Consider the following 19,655-nt stretch of genomic DNA (forward strand, 5'->3'; position numbering starts at 1 on the left):
TTACAAAGGCTTCAAGCGTTATTAAATAATGCTTTGACCACAAAAATTTCATTTTAGGATTTTTTAGAGTAGATTTCATCTCTTTCAAATAGGTTTCAAACTTATTAATTGAGGTGATTTCTACTTTTTTGTTACATGCAAATAAGTAGCTGCTGTTGTTTGTAGAGTTAAATAAAATATTAAACAAATTGCAAAAAGTAATCCAAGTCTACATTCGTGTTTGTTTTTATATTTAGAGGGAAAAGTGAGGATAGAAATGATTCAGACTAAAAGAATTTATATCTTTGCTGGATTCATTTGGTGTTTCCTGTTTGCGCTAATAAGCTTTTACTGGGCTGGTGGAGGTATGATAGGCGTAAAATCATTAGGAGGATCAATCTATAAAAAAGCCATAGAAAGAGAATCGTCTTTTATAGCAATAGTTTGGTTTACTGGATTCGTTAAGTTATGTGGAGGTTTGTTTTTACTTTTACTATTAAGACAATGGTCTAATAGAACAAATCGTTTTTTATATTTTTTAACTTTAATAGCAGGAATCTTTTTATCTTTATACGGTTTGGCAAACTTTATCTCCCTTATTCTTTCAAGTATTGGTCTGTTATCTCTTCAGATTGACAGCTTTGCTCTAAAGTGGAGACTCTTTTTTTGGGAGCCTTTTTGGATGATTGGAGGAGTTTTTTTTATACTCTCTGCAATTGGGTTCAAGAAGGTAAACATATTATCTTAAATAACATTCCTTTGAATTTAGGTGAATGATGGAGTCTAACTTCATATTCAAATCTGTAAATAAGATAAGCCTAAAAGTTTTTATGATATCAACAGTATCTAGTAATCCGACAACTAAAAAATCTTATTAAAAATCATCGTTTTTTTCTCTTTTTTTATAAAAAAAAACATAAAATAGCAGAATTATGGTAAGATATAATAGTGGAAGTGTTCTGATTATTCAGAACTAAGATGCGAATTATGTATAATGGGGTGTAGAGTTTCCTATGCATTTAATGTCATCCGTGAGTGTACTACTTGTTTCAGATATAGAATTATCAAGACTCTTCTATCATACAGTATTAAGCTGTGAAGATATTGATGGTATTCTTTTTCGTGAAGATTGTGGATTGTCTATAAAGCTAGTACAAGCGGAAAAAATTGAAGATGTAAAACCAAATCGGAATTTGTGGAATGTTTTTAGTTATGTGGAAGATGAAGAGAGATTAGATACTATATTTAAAGAAGCAAAATTGCATGGAGCCCTTTTTGCCTATTATCCAAAAGAAAGTGTAATAGAAGGGGAAAGGTTAAGAGAATTTGCAATTCGTGATTTAGATGGATATTTAATCGGTTTTGGTACAAGTATTAATCAATAAGATGAAAGAGATATACACAGCAAAGTATCATTTGCAGTTATATCTCTTTTTTGATTGATCAAGTCTTTGCTTTTGATAGCTACCCAAATATTTAATATAGTTCCTTTAATTTGCTATGATATGATAAATATACTTAGCAGATTGGAGGGAGAGCAATGATACATATCGGCTTAACAGGATGGGGAGATCATCCAAGTTTATATAGTCAAACATCTTCATCTAGAGATAAGTTGTTCGATTATAGTGGTCATTTTCCAGTTGTCGAATTAGATACCTCTTTCTATTCCATACCATCTGTAGATAATGTGAAAAAATGGATTAATAAAACACCAGAGCATTTTCAGTTTGTGGTGAAAGCGTATCAGGGTATGACAGGACATTTACGTGATGAAAATCCTTACGAAACTAGACAAGACATGTTTAACGTTTTTAAAGAATCAATACATACATTTATGAAGGCAGGTAAATTAGCCCTCGTTCTTGTCCAATTTCCTCCTTGGTTTGATTGTCAACAAAAGAATGTCCAATATATCCGGTACATTAAACAACAGCTTTCCGAATTTCCAATCGCAATTGAATTTCGCAATCGTACTTGGTATAATGAGCAATTTATGGATGGCACATTGAATTTTTTAAGACAGCAGGAACTTTTTCATACTGTTTGTGATGAACCACAAGCGGGAGAAGGTTCTGTACCTATAGTTCCAGTTACAACAGGTGAAAAGGTATTATTGCGTATTCATGGGCGTAACGTACATGGATGGCGTAATCCCGGTAATAACGAACAATGGAGAAAAGTTCGTTTTTTATATGATTATACAAATGAAGAGCTTATCGGTTTAAAGGAAATAGTAGAAGCATTACAAAATGATGCAAAAGAGGTCTATGTATTATTTAATAATAACTCCGGATTGCATGCAGCATCGAATGCAAAGACATTACAGAATATGCTCGGTATTAAATATCATAATTTATCCCCGAAACAATTAGATTTTTTTGAAGGAGAATAATAATGGAATATGTATTATTGGCTGTAATCGGTTTATGCTCAGGAATAATTGGCGCACTTGTTGGATTAGGTGGAGGAGCTATTTTAGTTCCCGCAACATTGTTTATTGGATTAACTCTTGGTATGATTCCAGAATTAACACCGCAAAAAGTAGTCGGTATATCTGTTGTTATGATGATTGCTACAGGTTTAGCTTCTACACTATCGTATATGAAATCGAAAACCATTGATTATAGGAGTGGGTTTATTTTCTTTATAGGAAGTGTACCTGGGACAATATTAGGTGCTTATGTTAATAAAGGAATAGATTTGCCATCGTTTAACTTATACTTTGGTATATTACTTATAATTTTAGCAATCATATTACTTATTCGGGATCATATTAAGCCTGTACAATGGTTTGTAAAACATGGCAAGGAACAAACTTTTATTGATCCAAAGGATGGTAAAACATATGTTTATGGCTATCCAATTTGGTTTGCATTATTACTAACTTTTGGAATTGGTTTTGCATCAGGCTTATTTGGAATTGGTGGAGGATCGATGATTGTACCAGCAATGATCATCCTATTTTTATTTCCTCCACATGTGGCCGTTGCTACATCTATGTTCATGGTATTTTTATCATCAATCGTAAATTCAGTGAGTCATATTTATTTCGGACATGTACCATGGTTATATACAATAGCTGTTATACCTGCAGCTTACATAGGAGCAAAAATAGGAGCTGCATTGAACCAGAAAATCAATTCTAATACACTTGTACTTATTTTACGTATTATATTATTGATACTCGGAATACGCTCCATTTATGAAGGATTATTCTGAGCTTAGAGAGGTGTCTTCATGTTAGAAACAATTCATTTATATCATACAAATGATCTGCATAGCCATTTCAGTTACTGGCCAAGAATTCAAAAATTATTAAAAGAACGAAAAAAGTGGCATGAAGAAGTAGGAGATAGTTGTTATATTTTCGATATTGGCGATTTTATTGACCGTTCACATATTTATACAGAAGCAACAGTCGGTAAAGGGAATATACAAATGTTAAATGATGGGCTATATGATGCAGTCACTATTGGTAATAACGAAGGAATTACATTATCAAAAGCTGATTTAAATGAGTTGTATAGTAACGCCAAATTTGATGTCATTGTAGGAAATTTAAAATCAGAAAATAAAATTCCTGATTGGGCGAAACCATTTCGAATTTATAAAACGGCTCAAGGGACGAAAATAGGAGTTATTGCCGCTACAGCGGAATATCGAACATATTATGAACCACTAGGTTGGACAATTGAAGATCCATTACCAGTATTGCAAGAAATCGCAACCGAAATTCATCCATTAGTTGATATTCTTTTATGCATGTCCCATTTAGGTATTCAAATGGATGAAGAGTTAGCGGTGTTATGTCCGGAAATCGACGTGATTTTTGGCTCTCATACGCATCATGTGTTACATGAAGGTAAGCTAGTAGGCAATACATTATTAACAGGTGGAGGGAAATTTGGCTATTTCGTTGGGCATACAGAAATTCATTTTGATGTAAATTCTAAGAGTATTGTTGAGAAAAAGACGGAACTTTATAGAACTTCTGAATTGCCAGCTGTTATCGATGAAGATTATTTTGACAGTTCGCTTATTGAAGAAGGAAAAGCACAATTAAATCATCCAGTTTTTGATGCAGAGCATTATTTAAACAAAGAATGGTATCATCATTCTGCATTATCCCGATTCTTTGCAAAAGGTCTATTGCAATTTTCAAAAGCGGATTGTGCGTTGTTCAATGCTGGGATTTTTTTGAGAGATTTACCAAAAGGCAAGGTTACTGCATTTGATGTACATCAATGCTTACCACACCCAATTAATGCTTGTGTGATTAAATTGACCGGTAAAGAGTTGAAGGAAGCTTTAGAAACTGCACAACATTCTATAGATTGGCCTAGAACCGAATTGAAAGGGTTAGGTTTTAGAGGTGTAGTTCTTGGCAAAATTTTGACATATGGTTGTTCCCTTAATTCAGAAGGAGAACTGATTGTAAATGGTAAAAAAGGTAGTGATTATAAGGTTTACAAGTTAGTGACATTAGATATGTTTACTTTCGGTTATTTCTTCCCCCAATTTAAAAATTTACCAAAAACGTACTTGTTACCACAATTTTTACGTGATATTCTGATTTCATATGGACAAATCGATAATAAAAGCAAAAATAAATAAATTTGAATAGGCATTTTGATTCTTAAGATGAGTGGGGAAAAAGGCATGCGGTTGATATCAACAAAAGTTTTGCAAACAGGCATGGTTATAGGTAGAACAATTTGGAATGAAGCTGGAAGACCATTGCTGCAAAAAGGTGTAAATATATCAGACCATAGTATCCAGCGATTACAACAGTTAAATATTCAATATGTTTATATTGATGATAAAATTTCAACAGGTATCGAAATTAAAGAAGCTATTCCTAGAGAATTACGTCAACACGCAGTAAATCATATAACATCATCTTTTAACGAGTTAAAAAAACTAAAAGGGAAGGATGTTACCTATTGTCTGGATCAACAATCAAAACATTTTGCTGCCATCATTGATGATTTGCTAGACAATATTATCAAAAGTAAAGAAATCTTAACCGTATTAACCGATGCTTTTCTGTATGATAATTATATCTACCATCATTCTTTACAAGTTGCAGTATACGCAATTGCAATCGCGAAAGAGATGCATTATAATGCCGTAGAAATCCGACAAATAGGTATTGGAGCTATATTGCATGATGTAGGAAAAATAATGATTCCACAAGAAATTCTAAAAAAACCTGAGCGATTTACGAATGAAGAATATGAAATCATGAAAATGCATACAAAATATGGTTTTGATTTACTGCGAAACTTACATACAATTTCACTGCTATCTGCACATTGTGCTTTTCAACATCATGAACGATTAGATGGTAGTGGTTATCCAAGAGGGTTGCTTGATTTTGAAATTCATCCATATGCGAAGATTATTGCCGTAGCAGATGTATTTGATGCTGTTACATCGACTCGAGTATATCGTAAAAAAATGCTTCCATCGCATGGTATGGAAATCATTAAAGAGGGTAGTGGAACATTATACGATGAGAAGGTTGTAAATGCTTTTAGGCGCTGTGTAACATATTATCCGAATGGAACATGCCTATTACTTTCAGACGGGCGTAGAGGGATTGTTTGTAAACAAAATAGAGAACATATAGAACGGCCATGGGTACGGATTTTTCAAGAAAATGGAGAAGTGCTAAAGGCTACATATGAAATATTACTTGCTGAACAATTAGATCTTTCAGTTGAAAAAGTCGAAGTTGAATATCTAGAGCAAGTCGAATAATGGCGACCTCCTAAACATAATAATGATTAGGAGGTATCTTTTTGCGACTAATGAAAAGAAGAAAACAGTTGTTCACTAGAAAACGGCCGCGAATACTACCGGTTGTATTAGTTAGTATAGTTGGATGTATTGTATTACTTTTTTATTACATCAATATCCAACTAATGCCTACTTTTATGCAATATGCTGAAGTGGAGACAAACAAAATCGCTTCATATGTTATAAGTAAAGCGATAAGTTCAAGAACGTACAATGTTTTAGAAAGTAATGAAGTGATCGAAAGTGATGGCGAAAAAAATCAAGGTATGGTCGATACTAAATTAAATGCGGAAGTAATTAACCGAATAATGTCCGAAACGCAAACTTTAGTTCAATCACATTTAGAAGAAGCAGAAAAGGGTAATTTAGACCATTTACCCAAATTTGAAGAGATCGAGTATGATACGAATGCAATGGAGGAAGATGGAGGAATCGTTTTTTATGTACCGATTGGTCTAGCGACAGGTATGCCATTGCTAGGGAATTTAGGTCCTAAAATTCCTATTCGTTTTCATGTTATTGGAAGTGTACAAGTGAATCAGGAAAGAGAAATTGTCGAATTTGGTATTAATAATGCATATGTACAGATTAGTGTGCGAACGACGGTTAACGTACAAATTATCGTTCCTTTTGCAAGTAAATCAGTAACAGTTGAACAAAAGATTCCTGTAGCTATCAGTTTTCTAAAAGGAAATGTTCCTTATATTTATTCAAAAGATCGTTCCTCAACACAACCGTCGATTGAAGTACCATTACCAACAGCACCGCCTTCATCATCAACAACATCTCCACCACCATCAGTAAACGATCAGTAGTTATTAGAGTTAAAAGGATTATAAGGTTGTGAGAAAACCTTGAATATGTTAAATTGACAACAGTAATAGAATTAATAACTTGTCTAGTTGATGGGAGCTGACTAATCGTGACATCATGTAAACCAACAAAAGAAGAATATATTAGAAAACCTGATTGGCTTAAAATTAAACTAAATACCAACGAAGAATATAAAGGCTTAAAAAAACTGATGCGAGAAAAAAATTTACATACGGTTTGTGAGGAAGCAAAGTGTCCGAACATTCACGAATGCTGGGGTGAACGTCGTACAGCTACTTTTATGATTTTGGGTGATGTTTGTACGCGTGCATGCCGCTTTTGCGCAGTGAAAACAGGTCTTCCAAACGAACTTGATCTAGCAGAACCTGAACGCGTAGCCGATTCAGTACAACTTATGAATTTAAAACATGTTGTTATTACTGTAGTAGCACGTGACGATTTAAAAGACGGTGGTGCTGGTGTACTAGCTGAAACAGTTCGCGCTATTCGTCGCAAAAATCCATTTACATCGATTGAAGTTTTACCTTCCGATATGGGTGGAGTAAGAGAAAACTTACAAACTCTAATGGACGCAAAACCTGATATTTTAAATCATAATATAGAGACAGTACGTCGTTTATCACCAAGAGTTCGTGCTCGTGCAACATATGAACGTTCTTTAGAATTTTTACGTCTTGCAAAAGAAATGCAACCAGAAATTCCAACGAAATCATCATTGATGATAGGACTTGGTGAAACGGAAGAAGAAATTATTGAAGTAATGGATGACTTACGCGCAAATAACGTAGATATTATGACAATCGGTCAATACCTACAACCGACGAAAAAACATTTACCAGTGAAGAAATACTATTCACCATTAGAATTTGGTAAGCTTCGTACAATTGCGATGTCTAAAGGATTCAAGCATTGTGAAGCAGGTCCACTAGTACGTAGTAGTTACCATGCCGATGAACAAGTAAATGCAGCAACAAAGAAAAAACAAGCACTAGGCGAAAATGCGTAATCACCAATAACAAATGGATGGTGATAAAATGATTATTGCAGAACAGTTCATGTATGAACTAATAGATGAAGTTAAAGATGGATTTAAACAAGAGGACTTTAACGAACGTTTTAGCGATATATTATCGAAGTATGATTATATCGTAGGTGATTGGGGTTATGGTCAGCTTCGTTTAAAGGGATTTTATGAGGACAAAAATCAAAAAGCTTCATTCGATACAAGAATTAGTACACTACAGGATTATATATATGAGTATTGTAATTTTGGGTGTGCTTATTTTGTACTAAAGAAAATTGGGAAAATGCCAAAAACAGTAGAAACATTAGAAGAAGAAGTTGAGGAAATAGTAACAGAAAGTGAAGATCTTTTTTCTCAGGAGCTTTCAGAAACAAAGCAATTAGAAGGTCCAACATTGATCGAAGAAGTAGAACAACAAAAAAACATCGAGCAGGAGCAATGTTAAGCTCTCTCGATGTTTTTTTCTGTAAATAAAAAGGAGGTGACTACCTCCGACATAGATATACTTGATATTTTGATGCCATACCTAAACATTCATGGGCTCTGTTAAAGAGTATGTTGTAATATCTAGCGTAAACCATTTGCTTAGATAGTAAATGCTAAATGGTATTAATATAGCCTTTAGAAAAAGCTGAGTGGATTCGTTAGTCACCGAATCTTGATGATTTTAACCAATTAATTCATATAAATATTCGCGAATTTCCTGTGCTTCTTCCGCAGGCCGATTATAGACTTCTTCTAAATAGCCAGGTTCATCTAAATCATCAGATCCTAAAATGGCAAAACGATTGAGTTGCATATCTAATACAAGTACTTTGCCATAGAAACGAACGCTTTGTAAAATAGCTAAATCATAACGTTGGTTTTCACCCATAAAACTGACGAATCTCGTCTTGTTTTCTTCTATATCATCATATAAGAAAAATCTTTCCATTTCTTCGTAGCCCCTTCCGATACTAAAATTATGGTACTATAGAAGAGAACAAACTATCAACCTTTACTATTCGACTGGAGGAAGTACAGTGTATTTTGTTGATCGAAAAAAAATTTCAAATAACCTTGAATATATGGATTCTCTTATTAATATGTTTGAACAAAAAGATCAATGGCTGATTGATGATGTACATAAATTGGCTGTTGAACGTATCGCAAATGTATTAATTGAAGCAATTATTGATGTTGGTAACTCAATGATTGATGGATTTATCATGCGAGATCCGGGAAGTTATGAAGATATCATCGATATTTTAGTGGATGAAAAAGTGATTACACCTGAAATGGACCTACCATTAAAAGCATTAATCGGACTTCGACGTGGTCTAGTTCGTGATATTTTAGAAGTGAATGATGAAGAATTGGTTCAAGTTTTAACAGCCAATTTAGATGCAATTAAAGAGTTTGCTCCACGTGTCAATGATTATTTAATCAATGAGTTAGGACCAGTATCTGCATTTATCCCTGAGGAACAATAATGAAAAATTATAAAGCATATTGTTTTGATCTGGATGGTACTGTGTATAAAGGCTTAGATCCTATTTTAGAAGCGAAAGAATTTATCGAATACTTGCAACACCAAGGGATTGAACCATTTTTTGCAACGAATAATGCGAAAATGACGGGTGTTCAATTACAAAAAAAGCTGCATAAAATGGGAATTGAAGCAAAAGTTGATCATATCATGACTTCTGCAATGGCAACTGCAAAGTATATTGCAAATAATTTTCCAAATAAAACAGTAAAAGTACTAGGCGGAGAAGGGCTTAAACAAGCAATTCTCGATGAAGGCATGGAAATCGTAACTGAAGACCCAGATGTATTGGTCCAAGGGATGAACACTGAGTTGACGTATCAAATGCTAGCAGATGCATGTTATGACATTCAAAAAGGTGCTAAATTTGTTGCAACGAATGGTGACATTAAATTCCCGAGTGAATCTGGATTTGCACCTGGTAACGGTGCTCTTGCTGAATTGATTCATAATGTAACGGATGTGGCACCTATATATGTAGGTAAGCCAGCTCCTCATATGTTAGAGATTATTCGTCAGGAATTCAATTTGCAAAAAGAAGAAATGGTCATGATTGGCGATAACTACGATACGGATATCCTTGCAGGAATCAATTATGGTATCGATACAATACATGTAAATACAGGCGTTACGCGTACAGAAGCCGTCAAAGGAAAAGAACAACCTGCAACATATACAGTTGAAACATTGCTGGAATTGATTAGATAAAAGCCAAAAAGTAAGAGCAGTTTGCACATATAGCTAGATAAACTAAAAATAGTAATCTATAAATAAAGGGACCTAATAAGTCATAAACAGACTTGATTAGGTCCCTTTTTTCTAGTCTATACTATTTGTAGGGGTATTCACACAATTTAGTGGCAAGTAGATGACTTCCTCGATTCCTGCCGAAAAAACGGTTGTCGAGACCCCACAATAAGTGTTAGTGGAGATATTTCAAATTCTTCCCTGACATTTAGCATAGAGCTTTTTCCTTAAAATAAAGGATTTTCTTCAATGAATTGATAAATTTTTTTGGTTAATTCATCACTCGTATCAGCTTCAACCATTTCACCATTAACAAGTGCGTATAAAGTGTCAGAACATCGAGTACAATAGCTTAAACAGCCATATTCTAGTACATCTATATTTGGATCTTTTTCTAGCACTTCAAATGTTTCTTGGGAGCCGTTAGCCAAATTGCTGACGCAAAATTCAACAAGTGGATTCATCACACGTCACCTCACCCTTCGAATGCTACTATTATTTTTTTTATTCGTCAATTTTTCTACTTAAATTCTACTTTTATTTGTGAAACTTATCACAAACATATTGTGAAACTAATCACAATCAGCTATACTCGTTAAGGACAGATTAAATGTGACGAAATTGTTAATAAGGGAGATTATTATGAAACGATTAGTATTATTAGGTGGCGGCTACGGCAATATGCGCGTATTACTCCGCTTATTACCAAACAATTTACCTGAAGATGTACAAATTACTCTAGTGGATCGTGCACCATTCCATAGTTTAAAAACTGAATTCTATGCATTGGCTGCAGGAACAACACCTGAAAAAGATATCCGTGTTACATTCCCTGAACACGAAAGACTTTCAGCTGTATATGGAGAAATTGAACGAATCGATTTAGAAAATAAAGTAGTACTTCTCGATAATGATACAAAGGTTGAATATGATGATTTAGTTATTGGTCTTGGCTGTGAAGATAATTATCATAAAGTACCAGGAGCTGATGAATTAACTTACAGCATCCAAACAATGGCGCAATCTCGTATCACCTACAATACATTAGCAGGACTTCCATCAGGCTCAACTGTCGGAATTGTTGGCGCTGGATTAAGTGGTATCGAATTAGCAAGTGAATTACGTGAAAGTCGTGCAGATCTTAAAATTAAATTATTTGACCGTGGCCCACGTATTTTAAAAGACTTCCCAGAACGTCTAAGTAAATACGTGAAAAAATGGTTCGATAATCATGACGTCGAAGTAATCGCAGAATCCAATATTACAAAAATAGAAGATAAAGTTATTTACAATCATGAAGAAAAAATTGAAGTAGATGCAGTTGTGTGGACAGCAGGTATTCAACCAGTAAAAGTTGTACGTGATACTGGTCTTGAATTAGATCGTGGTCGAGTTGCAGTGACTCAATATATGAATGTACCAAACGATGAACATGTCTACGTGGTTGGTGATTGTGCAGCTTCACAATTTGGACCTAGTGCTCAATTAGCAGAAGAACAAGCAGAACATATTGTAAAAGTATTAAAATTGCGCTGGAGCAATCAATCACTACCAGAAAAAATGCCAGAGATAAAACTAAAAGGCTTTATGGGTGCTCTTGGTAAAAAACAAGGTTTTGTATATCTAGCTGATAAGACAGTAACAGGTCGTATAGCTCGTTTGATGAAATCAGGTTTACTATGGATGTATAAACGTCACAATGGATAATTCGAAGTCAGAAACGCTGATATAATAGTGTTTCTGGCTTTTTTTATAAATAAATATTTCAATGGGGGAGCAATCAACCACCTATATTTAACAATAAAAAAACTACCTTGCGAATTATAGGATGCAAGGCAGTTTTCCGTGTTTAATCTGAATAAATACAGTGAGAACTTCATCTCATCTTGAATGAAATTTCCTTTATTCAAGTGCTTGAAAGCCATGATGTTCAAGTGCTTGAAATACAGGCTTTAATTGTATGTAACCCTCTCCAATTACTTTGTCATTAATTAGTACTAGAGGATAAAAGAATTCATCATCTTTAACGCGTTGTGCCCAAGTAGCATGGCGTTCATTCTCAATTGGTTGCTCAATATCGATGTAAGTGATAGTGTAAGGTGTATTTGGGTACTTACGATCGATTGCAGCTTGTAGCCATTCATAAGTATCTTTTGAGGATGGTGCATTCACGCAACTTGCGCATTGTACGCTAGCTCCGTAGATTTCAATTGCAATTGATTCATTTGCCATAACAATTAACCTCGCATTTCTATAATGGATTTTTTCTCTTATAGACATTATAATAATTTTAGAGAAAGGAGTCGATAGCAATGACAGAACATGTTTCAGATATGCAATCACAAGTACAAGAAGTTTTAGATAAATTACGCCCATTTCTTCTTCGTGATGGAGGAGATTGCCAACTAGTAGATATAGAAGATGGTGTTGTGAAGCTACGTTTATTAGGCGCATGTGGTAGTTGCCCAAGTTCAACAATCACTTTAAAAGCGGGGATTGAACGTGCACTTCTAGAAGAAGTTCCAGGTGTTGTAGAAGTAGAACAAGTTTTTTAATATAATATAAGGCTGTCCATCATTTAGGTGAAAACCACTCATTCTGGACAGCCTATTTTTTATTTTTTTTTAGGTTCTAAGCAATTATTGCTTAATTTACCACTTCTTCTTTTTCATCTCGCATTTGTTGCCATTGGTCTTTTGCCATTTCAATTATTTTTGCTTCATTTGAAGAGCGTTGTTTTTCAATAACACGAGAGAAGTATCGAATTGCTTGTTCACGATCATCAATTCGTCGAGACAGTTCAGCGATTAAATAGATAACACGTATTTCACTCATTGATGTACCAGCGTAGTCTTCAGCAGAATATGCATCAATATATTGATCACGGGAAATTTTCATGAACCGTTTTTCCTGTTCTTCATTGACCATTAAACGATATAGCCATGCTGTACGAAGTGCAAGTCCAGCTAGTGTGATATGTTTTTCTTTTTTTATATCTCCGCAAACAAGCGCTAGTTTATATGCTTGTAAGGCATCGGAAATTGATCGTTCTCCTGAATAATTATGAGGAATCCAATGTGACGTAATATTCTCATCAATTACTTCTTTTACTCCTGGTGCAAAATACTTTGTAAAATCTTCAGTAAATGAAAAGCCACAGTGTTCACAAACGAATACATTATATAGTAAAGGATTTACATCATTCTCGTATATTGGATGGAAGTCACTTTCAGTTTCCTTTACTTTCACAAAGTTCGTTCGTACTTTTATAGAAGTAAACTTCTTTTTACAATGAATGCAATCAATATGTTTTTCGTAATAAGGAGAAAGTTCCATATCATTAGCCTCACTTTTAACTCTTAGATAGGAGAATTATATCATATAAATATTGAAATAAATTTGATATTTTTGTGAGCATTTGATATTTTACTCAGCAACAGAAAATTGATATGATAAATATAGGAAAGAGGTGACACGGATGACACAAGTAGTTGATATTACAGAGGCTGCAGCGTTTCATATCCAAGAAATGATGCGAAACAATGAGGAAGAGGGTTCATATCTACGCGTATCTGTAAAAGGTGGCGGTTGTAGTGGTCTTTCTTATGCAATGGGCTTCGAAAAAGAAAAGCAAGACAATGACGAGGTTTTTGAAGAACATGGTTTACGAATTCTTGTATCCCGTGAGGATGCCCCAATTCTACAAGGAACTAAAATTGATTTTAAACAATCATTAATGGGTGGCGGCTTCACCATCGACAATCCAAATGCAATTGCTTCATGTGGGTGTGGCTCTTCATTTAGAACAGCGAAAGTCACTGGTACACCAGAAGAATGCTAATCTGTTTGGAAACTAAATTGAGATGAAAATCATTAAAATCTCCTTTGTTAAGTCAATTGATTGACATTACAAAGGAGATTTTTTTTTTCGAGAATGAATAAATGCAAATCAAAGAATAGTTTGAATTAAAGCTATAAAACAGATAGTATAGTATTAAGATAATATTGCTGATATATAGATTATTTGATAGACAATTAAGAATAAATGATACATATTGTTTTTTGTTAAAGATACATGAAAGATTATTTTTTATAAGAAGGTGGTTGGGTTTTCATGAAAAGACCGAATATATTGATTTTGGGTGCTGGATATGGTGGTTTAACTACAGCCGTCAATTTACAGAAAAAATTAGGTTATGATGAAGCTGAAATTACGCTTGTCAACAAAAACTCTTACCATTATGAATCCACTTGGCTACATGAAGCATCTGCAGGCACATTAAAGCCTGAACGCGTACGCTATGAAATTAAAGATGTACTAAATAAGAAAGTACATTTTGTACAAGAGGCTGTTGAAAAAATTGATATTAAAAATAAAAGGGTAGTTACAAATATAGGCGAATTAACATATGACTATCTAGTTGTAGGTCTTGGTTTTGAGGGAGAAACATTTGGTATCGAAGGCTTGGATAAATTTGCATTTGGTATTACGAATGTAAACGATGCACGAAAAATTCGTGATCACATTAATACACAATTTGCTGAATGGGCATCCCAAGAAGTTTCAGAAAAAGATGATTCGTTACTGACAATTGTTGTTGGTGGTGCAGGATTTACAGGCATCGAATTTTTAGGAGAGCTAGCAAATAAAATTCCAGAGTTATGCAAAGAATACGATGTACCAAAAGAAAAGGTACGTGTTATTTGTGTAGAAGCAGCTCCAGCGGTTTTACCCATGTATTCACCTAAGCTTGTAAACTATGCGATTAAGGCACTTACTAAGAAAGGAATTGAGTTTTCAGTAGGTACGCCTGTTGTGCAAGCTACAGAAGAAGGTGTCAAGATTAAAAAGGGTCCAAATGAATTTGAGTTCATAAAAGCTAGTACAGTTGTATGGGCAGCTGGTGTCCGTGGTTCTCGTATAGTAGAAGAATCTGATTTACCATCAAAACGTGCAAGAGTAGCTGTTGAGGACGATTTACGTGTTCCAGGTTATCCAGATATTTTTATGGTAGGAGATTGTGCGTTCTTGATGAACAAAGAAACTGAACGCCCATACCCAACAACTGCTCAAATTGCAATGCAACAAGCAATTACTGTTGCAGAAAACTTAGTTGCAATGGTAAAAGGAGAAGAAACAAAAACGTTTGTACCTAATCTAAAAGGATCTATATGCTCATTAGGTAATTCAGATGCGATAGGCAATGTATTCGGTAAAGAATTTACTGGTAAATCCGCATCAATTATGAAAAAGATAATCGATAATCGTGCCTTATATTTTATTGGTGGCACAAGTTTAGTTTGGAAAAAAGGCAAGTTAAATCTTTTTAAATAATGAACCATTCATACTCTCTCTGTTAACGTGACTTTAGAGAGAGCTCTGTAATTTTAAGGAGGGAAGCGATTGGACAGCAAGGATCGTACTAGAATTTGGCTAGGAGTAGCAGGCTTAGTAGAAAATGAATGTGGAGAATGGCTTGTCGTGATGAAGCGCTATGGAGGACTGGAGGGTATGTGGTCTTTGCCAGCTGGCTTTGTTGAACCAGGAGAAACCATTGACCAAGCTTGTCATCGTGAATTACTAGAAGAAACAGGGATTAAAGCTTCCATGCAAGGTTTACTAGGCATACGGACTGGCGTTTTAAGAAATGATATTAGTGATAATATGGCGATTTTTTACTTAACAGCGAATACACAAGAACAACAGATTAAAGTACAATTAGATGAATTATATGAAGCAAAATGGATGACACCTCAAGCGTTGAAAGAAGATCAACGTACTTCTATGCTACTATTAGAATTAGTAGATTTACCTTTAAAAACAAGACCGGCAACGATAGAAGAGATTGAAAGTGATAATATATTTGGCTATACAGAGTATAAATTATTCTTTTAAATGATAAATTTTGACAAAGAATAGAAAATCATACCTAGTCATTGAAAGCGTTGCCTCAATCAGTTACACTTATGTGAGAGAATATGGAGGTTTCAAACATATGACAGGTGGATTTTCTATTATCCAATTAATCCTATCCATGCTAATTTTCTTAGTTATGTTCTTTGGAATTGGATTCTTATTGAATATGTTACTTCGTTCTACATGGTTCATGGCAATTCTTTATCCAATTGTCGTGATTTTCATAGTAGATGATGTTAGTTTCCTAGATTATTTCTTCAAAGCAGGAACAGCATTCCCTGCTTTAGGACATAAGCTGGTATCATTACAACCTGCGGATATTCTTATTCTTGCTAGTGGATTGGTAGGATCAATTATCGCAGGGATTGTAATGAAGATTTTACGTAAAATGGGTTATCAAATGTTTTAAAAAGCAGCGAGCTATAATTGGCTCGCTGCTTTTTACTTAGGTGATATCTAATTGATTGTTGTTAGTAGGTTTTCGGGTCTGAACGAACAGCCTACATTTAAATATAATGTTGGCACTTTAGTTTTACTTAAAAGTATAAATAATCATAGATAAAACAATCCCGGTTAAGCAACCAAAAAATACCTCGATAGGGCGGTGGCCAAGTAGCGTTTTTAAATCTTCAATTTTCTCTTCACCATTTTTATCAGGCAAAGCCTTAGCTTTTACGATAAATGTGTGAAAGTCTTTACGCATTTGATTGATAATGATGGCCTGCTGACCAGCTTGATATCGAATTCCGGATGCATCGAACATTACAACTACTGAAAATATTGCTGAAATGGCAAAAAGAGGTGAGGATAGACCAGATTCAAGGGCAATGGCCGTTGTTAAAGCTGAAACGGCTGCTGAATGAGAGCTTGGCATACCACCAGTTGAAGTAAAAAGTCCCCAATCAATTTCTTTTGTAGCGATAAAGTGAATCGGAATTTTAACAAATTGTGCTATCAAAATACCGAGTAATGCAGCAATTAAAGGGGTGTTGTGTAAAAGTTCCATTAGAATCAGCACCTTTCAGCCTTCCTTGTTAAATTTAATATAACATAAGAAACAATCAACGTTCATCCTTTAAGTTTATCCGCTTTTAGAACATTTCGTATATTGAATTAATTTGTTATAATAATAAAATAAAGTTGGAAAGAGGTAAGAGGATGTTGATCAGTAAAGAACTTCAAAATTTTGAGTCTGCAAATGCAGATGTTCTAGTTGTAGGTGTTTCAAAAAATCAAAATAATGTAACGAATTGGAATCAGTTCGTCGATTTCTTCGGTCAACCAATAGAACAATGGATGAAGGATGGAGATATCCAAACTGATGTAAAAGCAATAACAAAAATCCCTTTTTTTTCATCGAAGGCAAAGATAAAAAGAATTGTATTTGTTGGATTAGGTAATCGTAAATCGTTAACTCCTGATACTTTACGTGAAGCATTTGGTTTAACAGGAAAAACGCTTAGAAAGCTTAAAACATCATCAATTGCACTTTGGGTAGATTCATTTGAAACAGATGATATCCCATCATCAGATGCGGTGATTATTGCAGCTGAAGGCATTCGTCTGGGGGCTTATACAGTAGAAAACTACAAAACCACATCGAATGCAGTAGATGTATCATTGGAACAAGTAAGCTTTATCTCAAATGCTAATATTGATGAGCTTGTAGCTGGTTTTGAAGTAGGGGAAATTTACGCGACTGCAGTAAATGAAGCACGTTCATTGATCAATAAACCAGGGAATATGCTAACATCTACCAAGTTAGCTGACTATGCTCTAGAGCTAGCTAAACAATATAATTTTGAAATTGAAATTCTAGATAAAGCACAGCTCGAAGAACTAGGAATGGGTGCTATCCTCGCAGTAAATAAAGGTTCAAAAGAGGAACCTCGTATGATTACATTAAAATACCAAGCAACAGATAAGTGGGAAGATGTGATAGGATTCGTCGGAAAAGGTGTAACATTTGATACAGGTGGTTATTCCATTAAATCTAAGTCTGGTCTAGTTGGTATGAAAGGTGATATGGGCGGAGCAGCTACCGTTCTAGGTGCAATGCGCATCATCGGTGAATTACGACCTAACAAAAACGTGATCGGCGTAATCGGTTCAACTGACAATATGATTTCTGGCGACGCTTTTAAACCGGATGACGTAATTACAACATTTAGCGGTAAAACAGTGGAAATTCTTAATACGGATGCAGAGGGTCGATTAGTACTTGCAGATGCTATTGCTTATGCTAAACAACAAGGCGCCAATTATTTAATTGACTTAGCAACATTAACAGGTGGCGTTATTACAGCGCTTGGCTATGATAAGACAGGTGCTTTAACAAATAACAAAGCGTTCTTTGAATCATTTTTAGAAGCTTCTGTTGAAACTGGTGAATTTGTTTGGCAATTACCTTTAACAGAAAATGATAAAAAACGTATTCGAAAAAGTGATGTAGCCGATTTAAACAACTCTCCAGGTAGTGATGGTCATATGATCTTTGGTGGTGGATTTATCGGTGAATTTGTTGGAGACACACCTTGGATTCACTTAGATATTGCAGGTACTTCGGATGCAATGAGTGCATATGATTTAGGGCCAAAAGGTGGTACTGGTGTAATGGTACGTACACTTGCTACATTTGTTGAACGTATGACACAAGAAGATATTAAATAGGCTGCGTCCTAGTCTTTCTCCTAACCTCTACATATGATAGAACAGAGAGGAGGAAGAAAATGTTCAGACACTTTCCTTTTGGTGGCGGTTTGTGGACAATAGGAGGACCATTCTTTGGCGGCTTTTTAGGAGGACTAGTCGGATCATCAATCCGTCCAAATTATCCACCATATCCGCCATATTACTATCCACCATGTTGTCCACCATACTATCCACCATATAGACCTTATTGGTAATGAAAAAAGCTTTTACCTACTCAGGCTTTGTAGGTAGAAGCTTTTTATTTAAGTTCTAAGTAAAAGGGAGAGGGGATCAAAATATCCAACACATTTGTTCTTCTTAATTCGCCGTCGTATATTCCACAATTGCTCTTGAAAGAGGGAGTAGTTTTTGGATATTATTGTAATGGGAAAAATAATAAAAAAATGAGGAATTCTAGTAATGAAAAATCCATATGTCTACGGATATTTGCCATTAATTACGATTATTTTGTTTAGTTTAACATTCGGAGTATTCACGGTGACAGAATCCATCGTATTATTCAAATCTATTGGCGTTTATTCAGGAATGCGAGAATTTCTATCTGACATACAAATGCGAATCTTTTTATTAGTAGTTTTTGCATTATGTTATTTTATGATATTCTCAGCGTTAAAACTAATAGGGGAAACGATTCATGAATTGGCCATGCTTTTTTTCTCAAAAGATATTGACGGAAAAACAGTACATGAAGCGCGTGGTGGGAATGTTATCTTTTTCTTTGGTGCTTTGGCTTCAGCAGTTGGTATTCAATCATTTTGGGTTCTTTTAGTTATTTTTATGGCTACAACCTTTGTATATTTTGTTTATGTTATATATAAATTAAGTAATTATATGACATTTGGCGCTACGGTGGGAGTTATGCTTTTTGAAATCGTAATATGGTTTGTCTTTTTAACATTAATCATCTACGTAATATTTAAACTTTATAACGGGATTGTCTCGAGCTTACCTTTTTCATAACTTTAAAGTTGAATACGCCAGTTACACAGTTAGTAAAAAGGCTTCACTCAAGTGGTACTGAAAAAGTAAAAAAGCTGGATTTTAGGATGAAAATTTTGTGTCGCTAACTTAGTTGAAGTGGAATTAGCGAAGACTCCTGTGGGAAAACG

Annotated in this window: 25 protein-coding genes; 20 read left to right on the forward strand and 5 right to left on the reverse strand. The window is 34.6% G+C overall.

All coding sequences use genetic code 11. The annotated features are described in order from the left end of the window. Positions 1-256: 256 nt before the first annotated feature. The 9 genes from ABE048_RS09165 to ABE048_RS09205 all read left to right on the forward strand — a co-directional run bounded on the left by ABE048_RS09165 (position 257) and on the right by ABE048_RS09205 (position 8,087). Positions 257-727, forward strand: a complete 471-nt coding sequence (locus tag ABE048_RS09165; protein WP_430310803.1) for a DUF3995 domain-containing protein — start codon at positions 257-259, stop codon at positions 725-727. A 265-nt stretch (positions 728-992) separates the two neighbouring features. After that, a complete protein-coding gene (locus ABE048_RS09170; RefSeq protein ID WP_430310805.1) occupies positions 993-1,364 on the forward strand; it encodes a VOC family protein in 372 nt (123 codons plus the stop codon). 155 nt (positions 1,365-1,519) lie between these two features. Continuing rightward, the gene (locus tag ABE048_RS09175) at positions 1,520-2,374 is read left to right on the forward strand and encodes a DUF72 domain-containing protein (RefSeq protein ID WP_430310806.1); all 855 of its coding nucleotides are present in this window, start codon (positions 1,520-1,522) and stop codon (positions 2,372-2,374) included. A gap of 2 nt (positions 2,375-2,376) precedes the next feature. Then, the gene (locus tag ABE048_RS09180; RefSeq protein WP_430310808.1) at positions 2,377-3,201 is read left to right on the forward strand and encodes a sulfite exporter TauE/SafE family protein; all 825 of its coding nucleotides are present in this window, start codon (positions 2,377-2,379) and stop codon (positions 3,199-3,201) included. A gap of 18 nt (positions 3,202-3,219) precedes the next feature. Further along, entirely contained in the window at positions 3,220-4,596 is a 1,377-nt protein-coding gene (locus ABE048_RS09185; RefSeq protein ID WP_430310810.1) for a bifunctional metallophosphatase/5'-nucleotidase, read from the forward strand. A gap of 45 nt (positions 4,597-4,641) precedes the next feature. Further along, positions 4,642-5,745, forward strand: coding sequence for an HD-GYP domain-containing protein (locus tag ABE048_RS09190; protein WP_430310812.1), 1,104 nt, complete (start codon positions 4,642-4,644; stop codon positions 5,743-5,745). A 50-nt stretch (positions 5,746-5,795) separates the two neighbouring features. After that, positions 5,796-6,599: a sporulation protein YunB gene (gene yunB / locus ABE048_RS09195; protein ID WP_430310834.1), complete on the forward strand. Its 804-nt coding sequence runs from the start codon at positions 5,796-5,798 to the stop codon at positions 6,597-6,599. Positions 6,600-6,706: 107 nt separating this feature from the next. Continuing rightward, the gene (gene lipA / locus ABE048_RS09200; protein ID WP_430310813.1) at positions 6,707-7,624 is read left to right on the forward strand and encodes a lipoyl synthase; all 918 of its coding nucleotides are present in this window, start codon (positions 6,707-6,709) and stop codon (positions 7,622-7,624) included. A gap of 28 nt (positions 7,625-7,652) precedes the next feature. Continuing rightward, the gene (locus ABE048_RS09205; RefSeq protein WP_430310814.1) at positions 7,653-8,087 is read left to right on the forward strand and encodes a YutD family protein; all 435 of its coding nucleotides are present in this window, start codon (positions 7,653-7,655) and stop codon (positions 8,085-8,087) included. A gap of 222 nt (positions 8,088-8,309) precedes the next feature. Here ABE048_RS09205 and ABE048_RS09210 read toward each other — a convergent pair whose 3' ends face one another. Next, positions 8,310-8,576, reverse strand: coding sequence for a DUF3055 domain-containing protein (locus tag ABE048_RS09210; RefSeq protein WP_430310815.1), 267 nt, complete (start codon positions 8,574-8,576; stop codon positions 8,310-8,312). A gap of 88 nt (positions 8,577-8,664) precedes the next feature. On the opposite strand from ABE048_RS09210, the gene ABE048_RS09215 reads away from it, so the two are divergent. Beyond that, on the forward strand, positions 8,665-9,114 hold the full coding sequence (locus tag ABE048_RS09215; protein ID WP_430310816.1) for a DUF86 domain-containing protein: 450 nt from the start codon (positions 8,665-8,667) through the stop codon (positions 9,112-9,114). Next, complete coding sequence (locus tag ABE048_RS09220; protein ID WP_430310817.1) at positions 9,114-9,878, forward strand: TIGR01457 family HAD-type hydrolase; 765 nt, start codon at positions 9,114-9,116, stop codon at positions 9,876-9,878. Before ABE048_RS09215 ends, ABE048_RS09220 begins: the two co-directional genes overlap by 1 nt. Before the next feature lie 266 nt (positions 9,879-10,144). Here the strand turns inward: ABE048_RS09220 and ABE048_RS09225 are convergent, their stop codons facing one another. Further along, positions 10,145-10,381: a YuzB family protein gene (locus ABE048_RS09225; RefSeq protein WP_430310818.1), complete on the reverse strand. Its 237-nt coding sequence runs from the start codon at positions 10,379-10,381 to the stop codon at positions 10,145-10,147. Between the two features lie 178 nt (positions 10,382-10,559). On the opposite strand from ABE048_RS09225, the gene ABE048_RS09230 reads away from it, so the two are divergent. Continuing rightward, entirely contained in the window at positions 10,560-11,624 is a 1,065-nt protein-coding gene (locus ABE048_RS09230; protein ID WP_430310820.1) for an NAD(P)/FAD-dependent oxidoreductase, read from the forward strand. 195 nt (positions 11,625-11,819) lie between these two features. On the opposite strand, the gene ABE048_RS09235 is transcribed toward ABE048_RS09230, so the two are convergent. After that, the gene (locus tag ABE048_RS09235) at positions 11,820-12,149 is read right to left on the reverse strand and encodes a YuzD family protein (RefSeq protein WP_430310822.1); all 330 of its coding nucleotides are present in this window, start codon (positions 12,147-12,149) and stop codon (positions 11,820-11,822) included. 80 nt (positions 12,150-12,229) lie between these two features. Between ABE048_RS09235 and ABE048_RS09240 the strand changes: the two genes are divergently transcribed. Further along, on the forward strand, positions 12,230-12,472 hold the full coding sequence (locus tag ABE048_RS09240) for a NifU family protein (protein WP_430310823.1): 243 nt from the start codon (positions 12,230-12,232) through the stop codon (positions 12,470-12,472). A 91-nt stretch (positions 12,473-12,563) separates the two neighbouring features. Here ABE048_RS09240 and ABE048_RS09245 read toward each other — a convergent pair whose 3' ends face one another. After that, positions 12,564-13,253, reverse strand: a complete 690-nt coding sequence (locus tag ABE048_RS09245; RefSeq protein ID WP_430310824.1) for a DUF2225 domain-containing protein — start codon at positions 13,251-13,253, stop codon at positions 12,564-12,566. Between the two features lie 142 nt (positions 13,254-13,395). Between ABE048_RS09245 and ABE048_RS09250 the strand changes: the two genes are divergently transcribed. From ABE048_RS09250 to ABE048_RS09265, 4 genes are all read left to right on the forward strand, one after another. Beyond that, the gene (locus ABE048_RS09250; RefSeq protein WP_430310825.1) at positions 13,396-13,758 is read left to right on the forward strand and encodes a HesB/IscA family protein; all 363 of its coding nucleotides are present in this window, start codon (positions 13,396-13,398) and stop codon (positions 13,756-13,758) included. Positions 13,759-14,031: 273 nt separating this feature from the next. Beyond that, positions 14,032-15,252 (forward strand): NAD(P)/FAD-dependent oxidoreductase, encoded by a 1,221-nt coding sequence (locus ABE048_RS09255; RefSeq protein ID WP_430310826.1) that lies wholly within the window; start codon positions 14,032-14,034, stop codon positions 15,250-15,252. 69 nt (positions 15,253-15,321) lie between these two features. Beyond that, positions 15,322-15,813: an NUDIX domain-containing protein gene (locus ABE048_RS09260; protein WP_430310827.1), complete on the forward strand. Its 492-nt coding sequence runs from the start codon at positions 15,322-15,324 to the stop codon at positions 15,811-15,813. 100 nt (positions 15,814-15,913) lie between these two features. After that, on the forward strand, positions 15,914-16,243 hold the full coding sequence (locus ABE048_RS09265) for a YuiB family protein (RefSeq protein WP_430310828.1): 330 nt from the start codon (positions 15,914-15,916) through the stop codon (positions 16,241-16,243). A 123-nt stretch (positions 16,244-16,366) separates the two neighbouring features. On the opposite strand, the gene ABE048_RS09270 is transcribed toward ABE048_RS09265, so the two are convergent. After that, the gene (locus ABE048_RS09270) at positions 16,367-16,840 is read right to left on the reverse strand and encodes a divergent PAP2 family protein (protein WP_430310835.1); all 474 of its coding nucleotides are present in this window, start codon (positions 16,838-16,840) and stop codon (positions 16,367-16,369) included. Between the two features lie 152 nt (positions 16,841-16,992). On the opposite strand from ABE048_RS09270, the gene ABE048_RS09275 reads away from it, so the two are divergent. From ABE048_RS09275 to ABE048_RS09285, 3 genes are all read left to right on the forward strand, one after another. Then, positions 16,993-18,504, forward strand: a complete 1,512-nt coding sequence (locus tag ABE048_RS09275) for a leucyl aminopeptidase (protein WP_430310829.1) — start codon at positions 16,993-16,995, stop codon at positions 18,502-18,504. A 59-nt stretch (positions 18,505-18,563) separates the two neighbouring features. After that, entirely contained in the window at positions 18,564-18,740 is a 177-nt protein-coding gene (locus ABE048_RS09280; protein ID WP_430310830.1) for a hypothetical protein, read from the forward strand. Between the two features lie 205 nt (positions 18,741-18,945). After that, positions 18,946-19,506: a DUF5366 family protein gene (locus ABE048_RS09285; RefSeq protein WP_430310832.1), complete on the forward strand. Its 561-nt coding sequence runs from the start codon at positions 18,946-18,948 to the stop codon at positions 19,504-19,506. Positions 19,507-19,655: the final 149 nt, after the last annotated feature.

This window comes from Rummeliibacillus pycnus, assembly GCF_050459865.1.
Lineage (GTDB): Bacteria > Bacillota > Bacilli > Bacillales_A > Planococcaceae > Rummeliibacillus > Rummeliibacillus pycnus_B.

Bases quoted from the DNA above. Each gene is read 5' to 3' on its own strand.
- ABE048_RS09205 (WP_430310814.1), top strand. From the start codon at position 7,653: ATGATTATTGCAGAACAGTTCATGTATGAACTAATAGATGAAGTTAAA.
- ABE048_RS09240 (WP_430310823.1), top strand. From the start codon at position 12,230: ATGACAGAACATGTTTCAGATATGCAATCACAAGTACAAGAAGTTTTA.
- ABE048_RS09280 (WP_430310830.1), top strand. From the start codon at position 18,564: ATGTTCAGACACTTTCCTTTTGGTGGCGGTTTGTGGACAATAGGAGGA.
- ABE048_RS09275 (WP_430310829.1), top strand. From the start codon at position 16,993: ATGTTGATCAGTAAAGAACTTCAAAATTTTGAGTCTGCAAATGCAGAT.
- ABE048_RS09180 (WP_430310808.1), top strand. From the start codon at position 2,377: ATGGAATATGTATTATTGGCTGTAATCGGTTTATGCTCAGGAATAATT.
- ABE048_RS09220 (WP_430310817.1), top strand. From the start codon at position 9,114: ATGAAAAATTATAAAGCATATTGTTTTGATCTGGATGGTACTGTGTAT.
- ABE048_RS09175 (WP_430310806.1), top strand. From the start codon at position 1,520: ATGATACATATCGGCTTAACAGGATGGGGAGATCATCCAAGTTTATAT.
- ABE048_RS09285 (WP_430310832.1), top strand. From the start codon at position 18,946: ATGAAAAATCCATATGTCTACGGATATTTGCCATTAATTACGATTATT.
- ABE048_RS09185 (WP_430310810.1), top strand. From the start codon at position 3,220: ATGTTAGAAACAATTCATTTATATCATACAAATGATCTGCATAGCCAT.
- ABE048_RS09245 (WP_430310824.1), bottom strand. From the start codon at position 13,253: ATGGAACTTTCTCCTTATTACGAAAAACATATTGATTGCATTCATTGT.
- ABE048_RS09265 (WP_430310828.1), top strand. From the start codon at position 15,914: ATGACAGGTGGATTTTCTATTATCCAATTAATCCTATCCATGCTAATT.
- ABE048_RS09225 (WP_430310818.1), bottom strand. From the start codon at position 10,381: ATGAATCCACTTGTTGAATTTTGCGTCAGCAATTTGGCTAACGGCTCC.
- ABE048_RS09165 (WP_430310803.1), top strand. From the start codon at position 257: ATGATTCAGACTAAAAGAATTTATATCTTTGCTGGATTCATTTGGTGT.
- ABE048_RS09230 (WP_430310820.1), top strand. From the start codon at position 10,560: ATGAAACGATTAGTATTATTAGGTGGCGGCTACGGCAATATGCGCGTA.
- ABE048_RS09210 (WP_430310815.1), bottom strand. From the start codon at position 8,576: ATGGAAAGATTTTTCTTATATGATGATATAGAAGAAAACAAGACGAGA.
- ABE048_RS09250 (WP_430310825.1), top strand. From the start codon at position 13,396: ATGACACAAGTAGTTGATATTACAGAGGCTGCAGCGTTTCATATCCAA.
- ABE048_RS09235 (WP_430310822.1), bottom strand. From the start codon at position 12,149: ATGGCAAATGAATCAATTGCAATTGAAATCTACGGAGCTAGCGTACAA.
- ABE048_RS09170 (WP_430310805.1), top strand. From the start codon at position 993: ATGCATTTAATGTCATCCGTGAGTGTACTACTTGTTTCAGATATAGAA.
- ABE048_RS09270 (WP_430310835.1), bottom strand. From the start codon at position 16,840: ATGGAACTTTTACACAACACCCCTTTAATTGCTGCATTACTCGGTATT.
- ABE048_RS09255 (WP_430310826.1), top strand. From the start codon at position 14,032: ATGAAAAGACCGAATATATTGATTTTGGGTGCTGGATATGGTGGTTTA.
- yunB (WP_430310834.1), top strand. From the start codon at position 5,796: ATGAAAAGAAGAAAACAGTTGTTCACTAGAAAACGGCCGCGAATACTA.
- ABE048_RS09190 (WP_430310812.1), top strand. From the start codon at position 4,642: ATGCGGTTGATATCAACAAAAGTTTTGCAAACAGGCATGGTTATAGGT.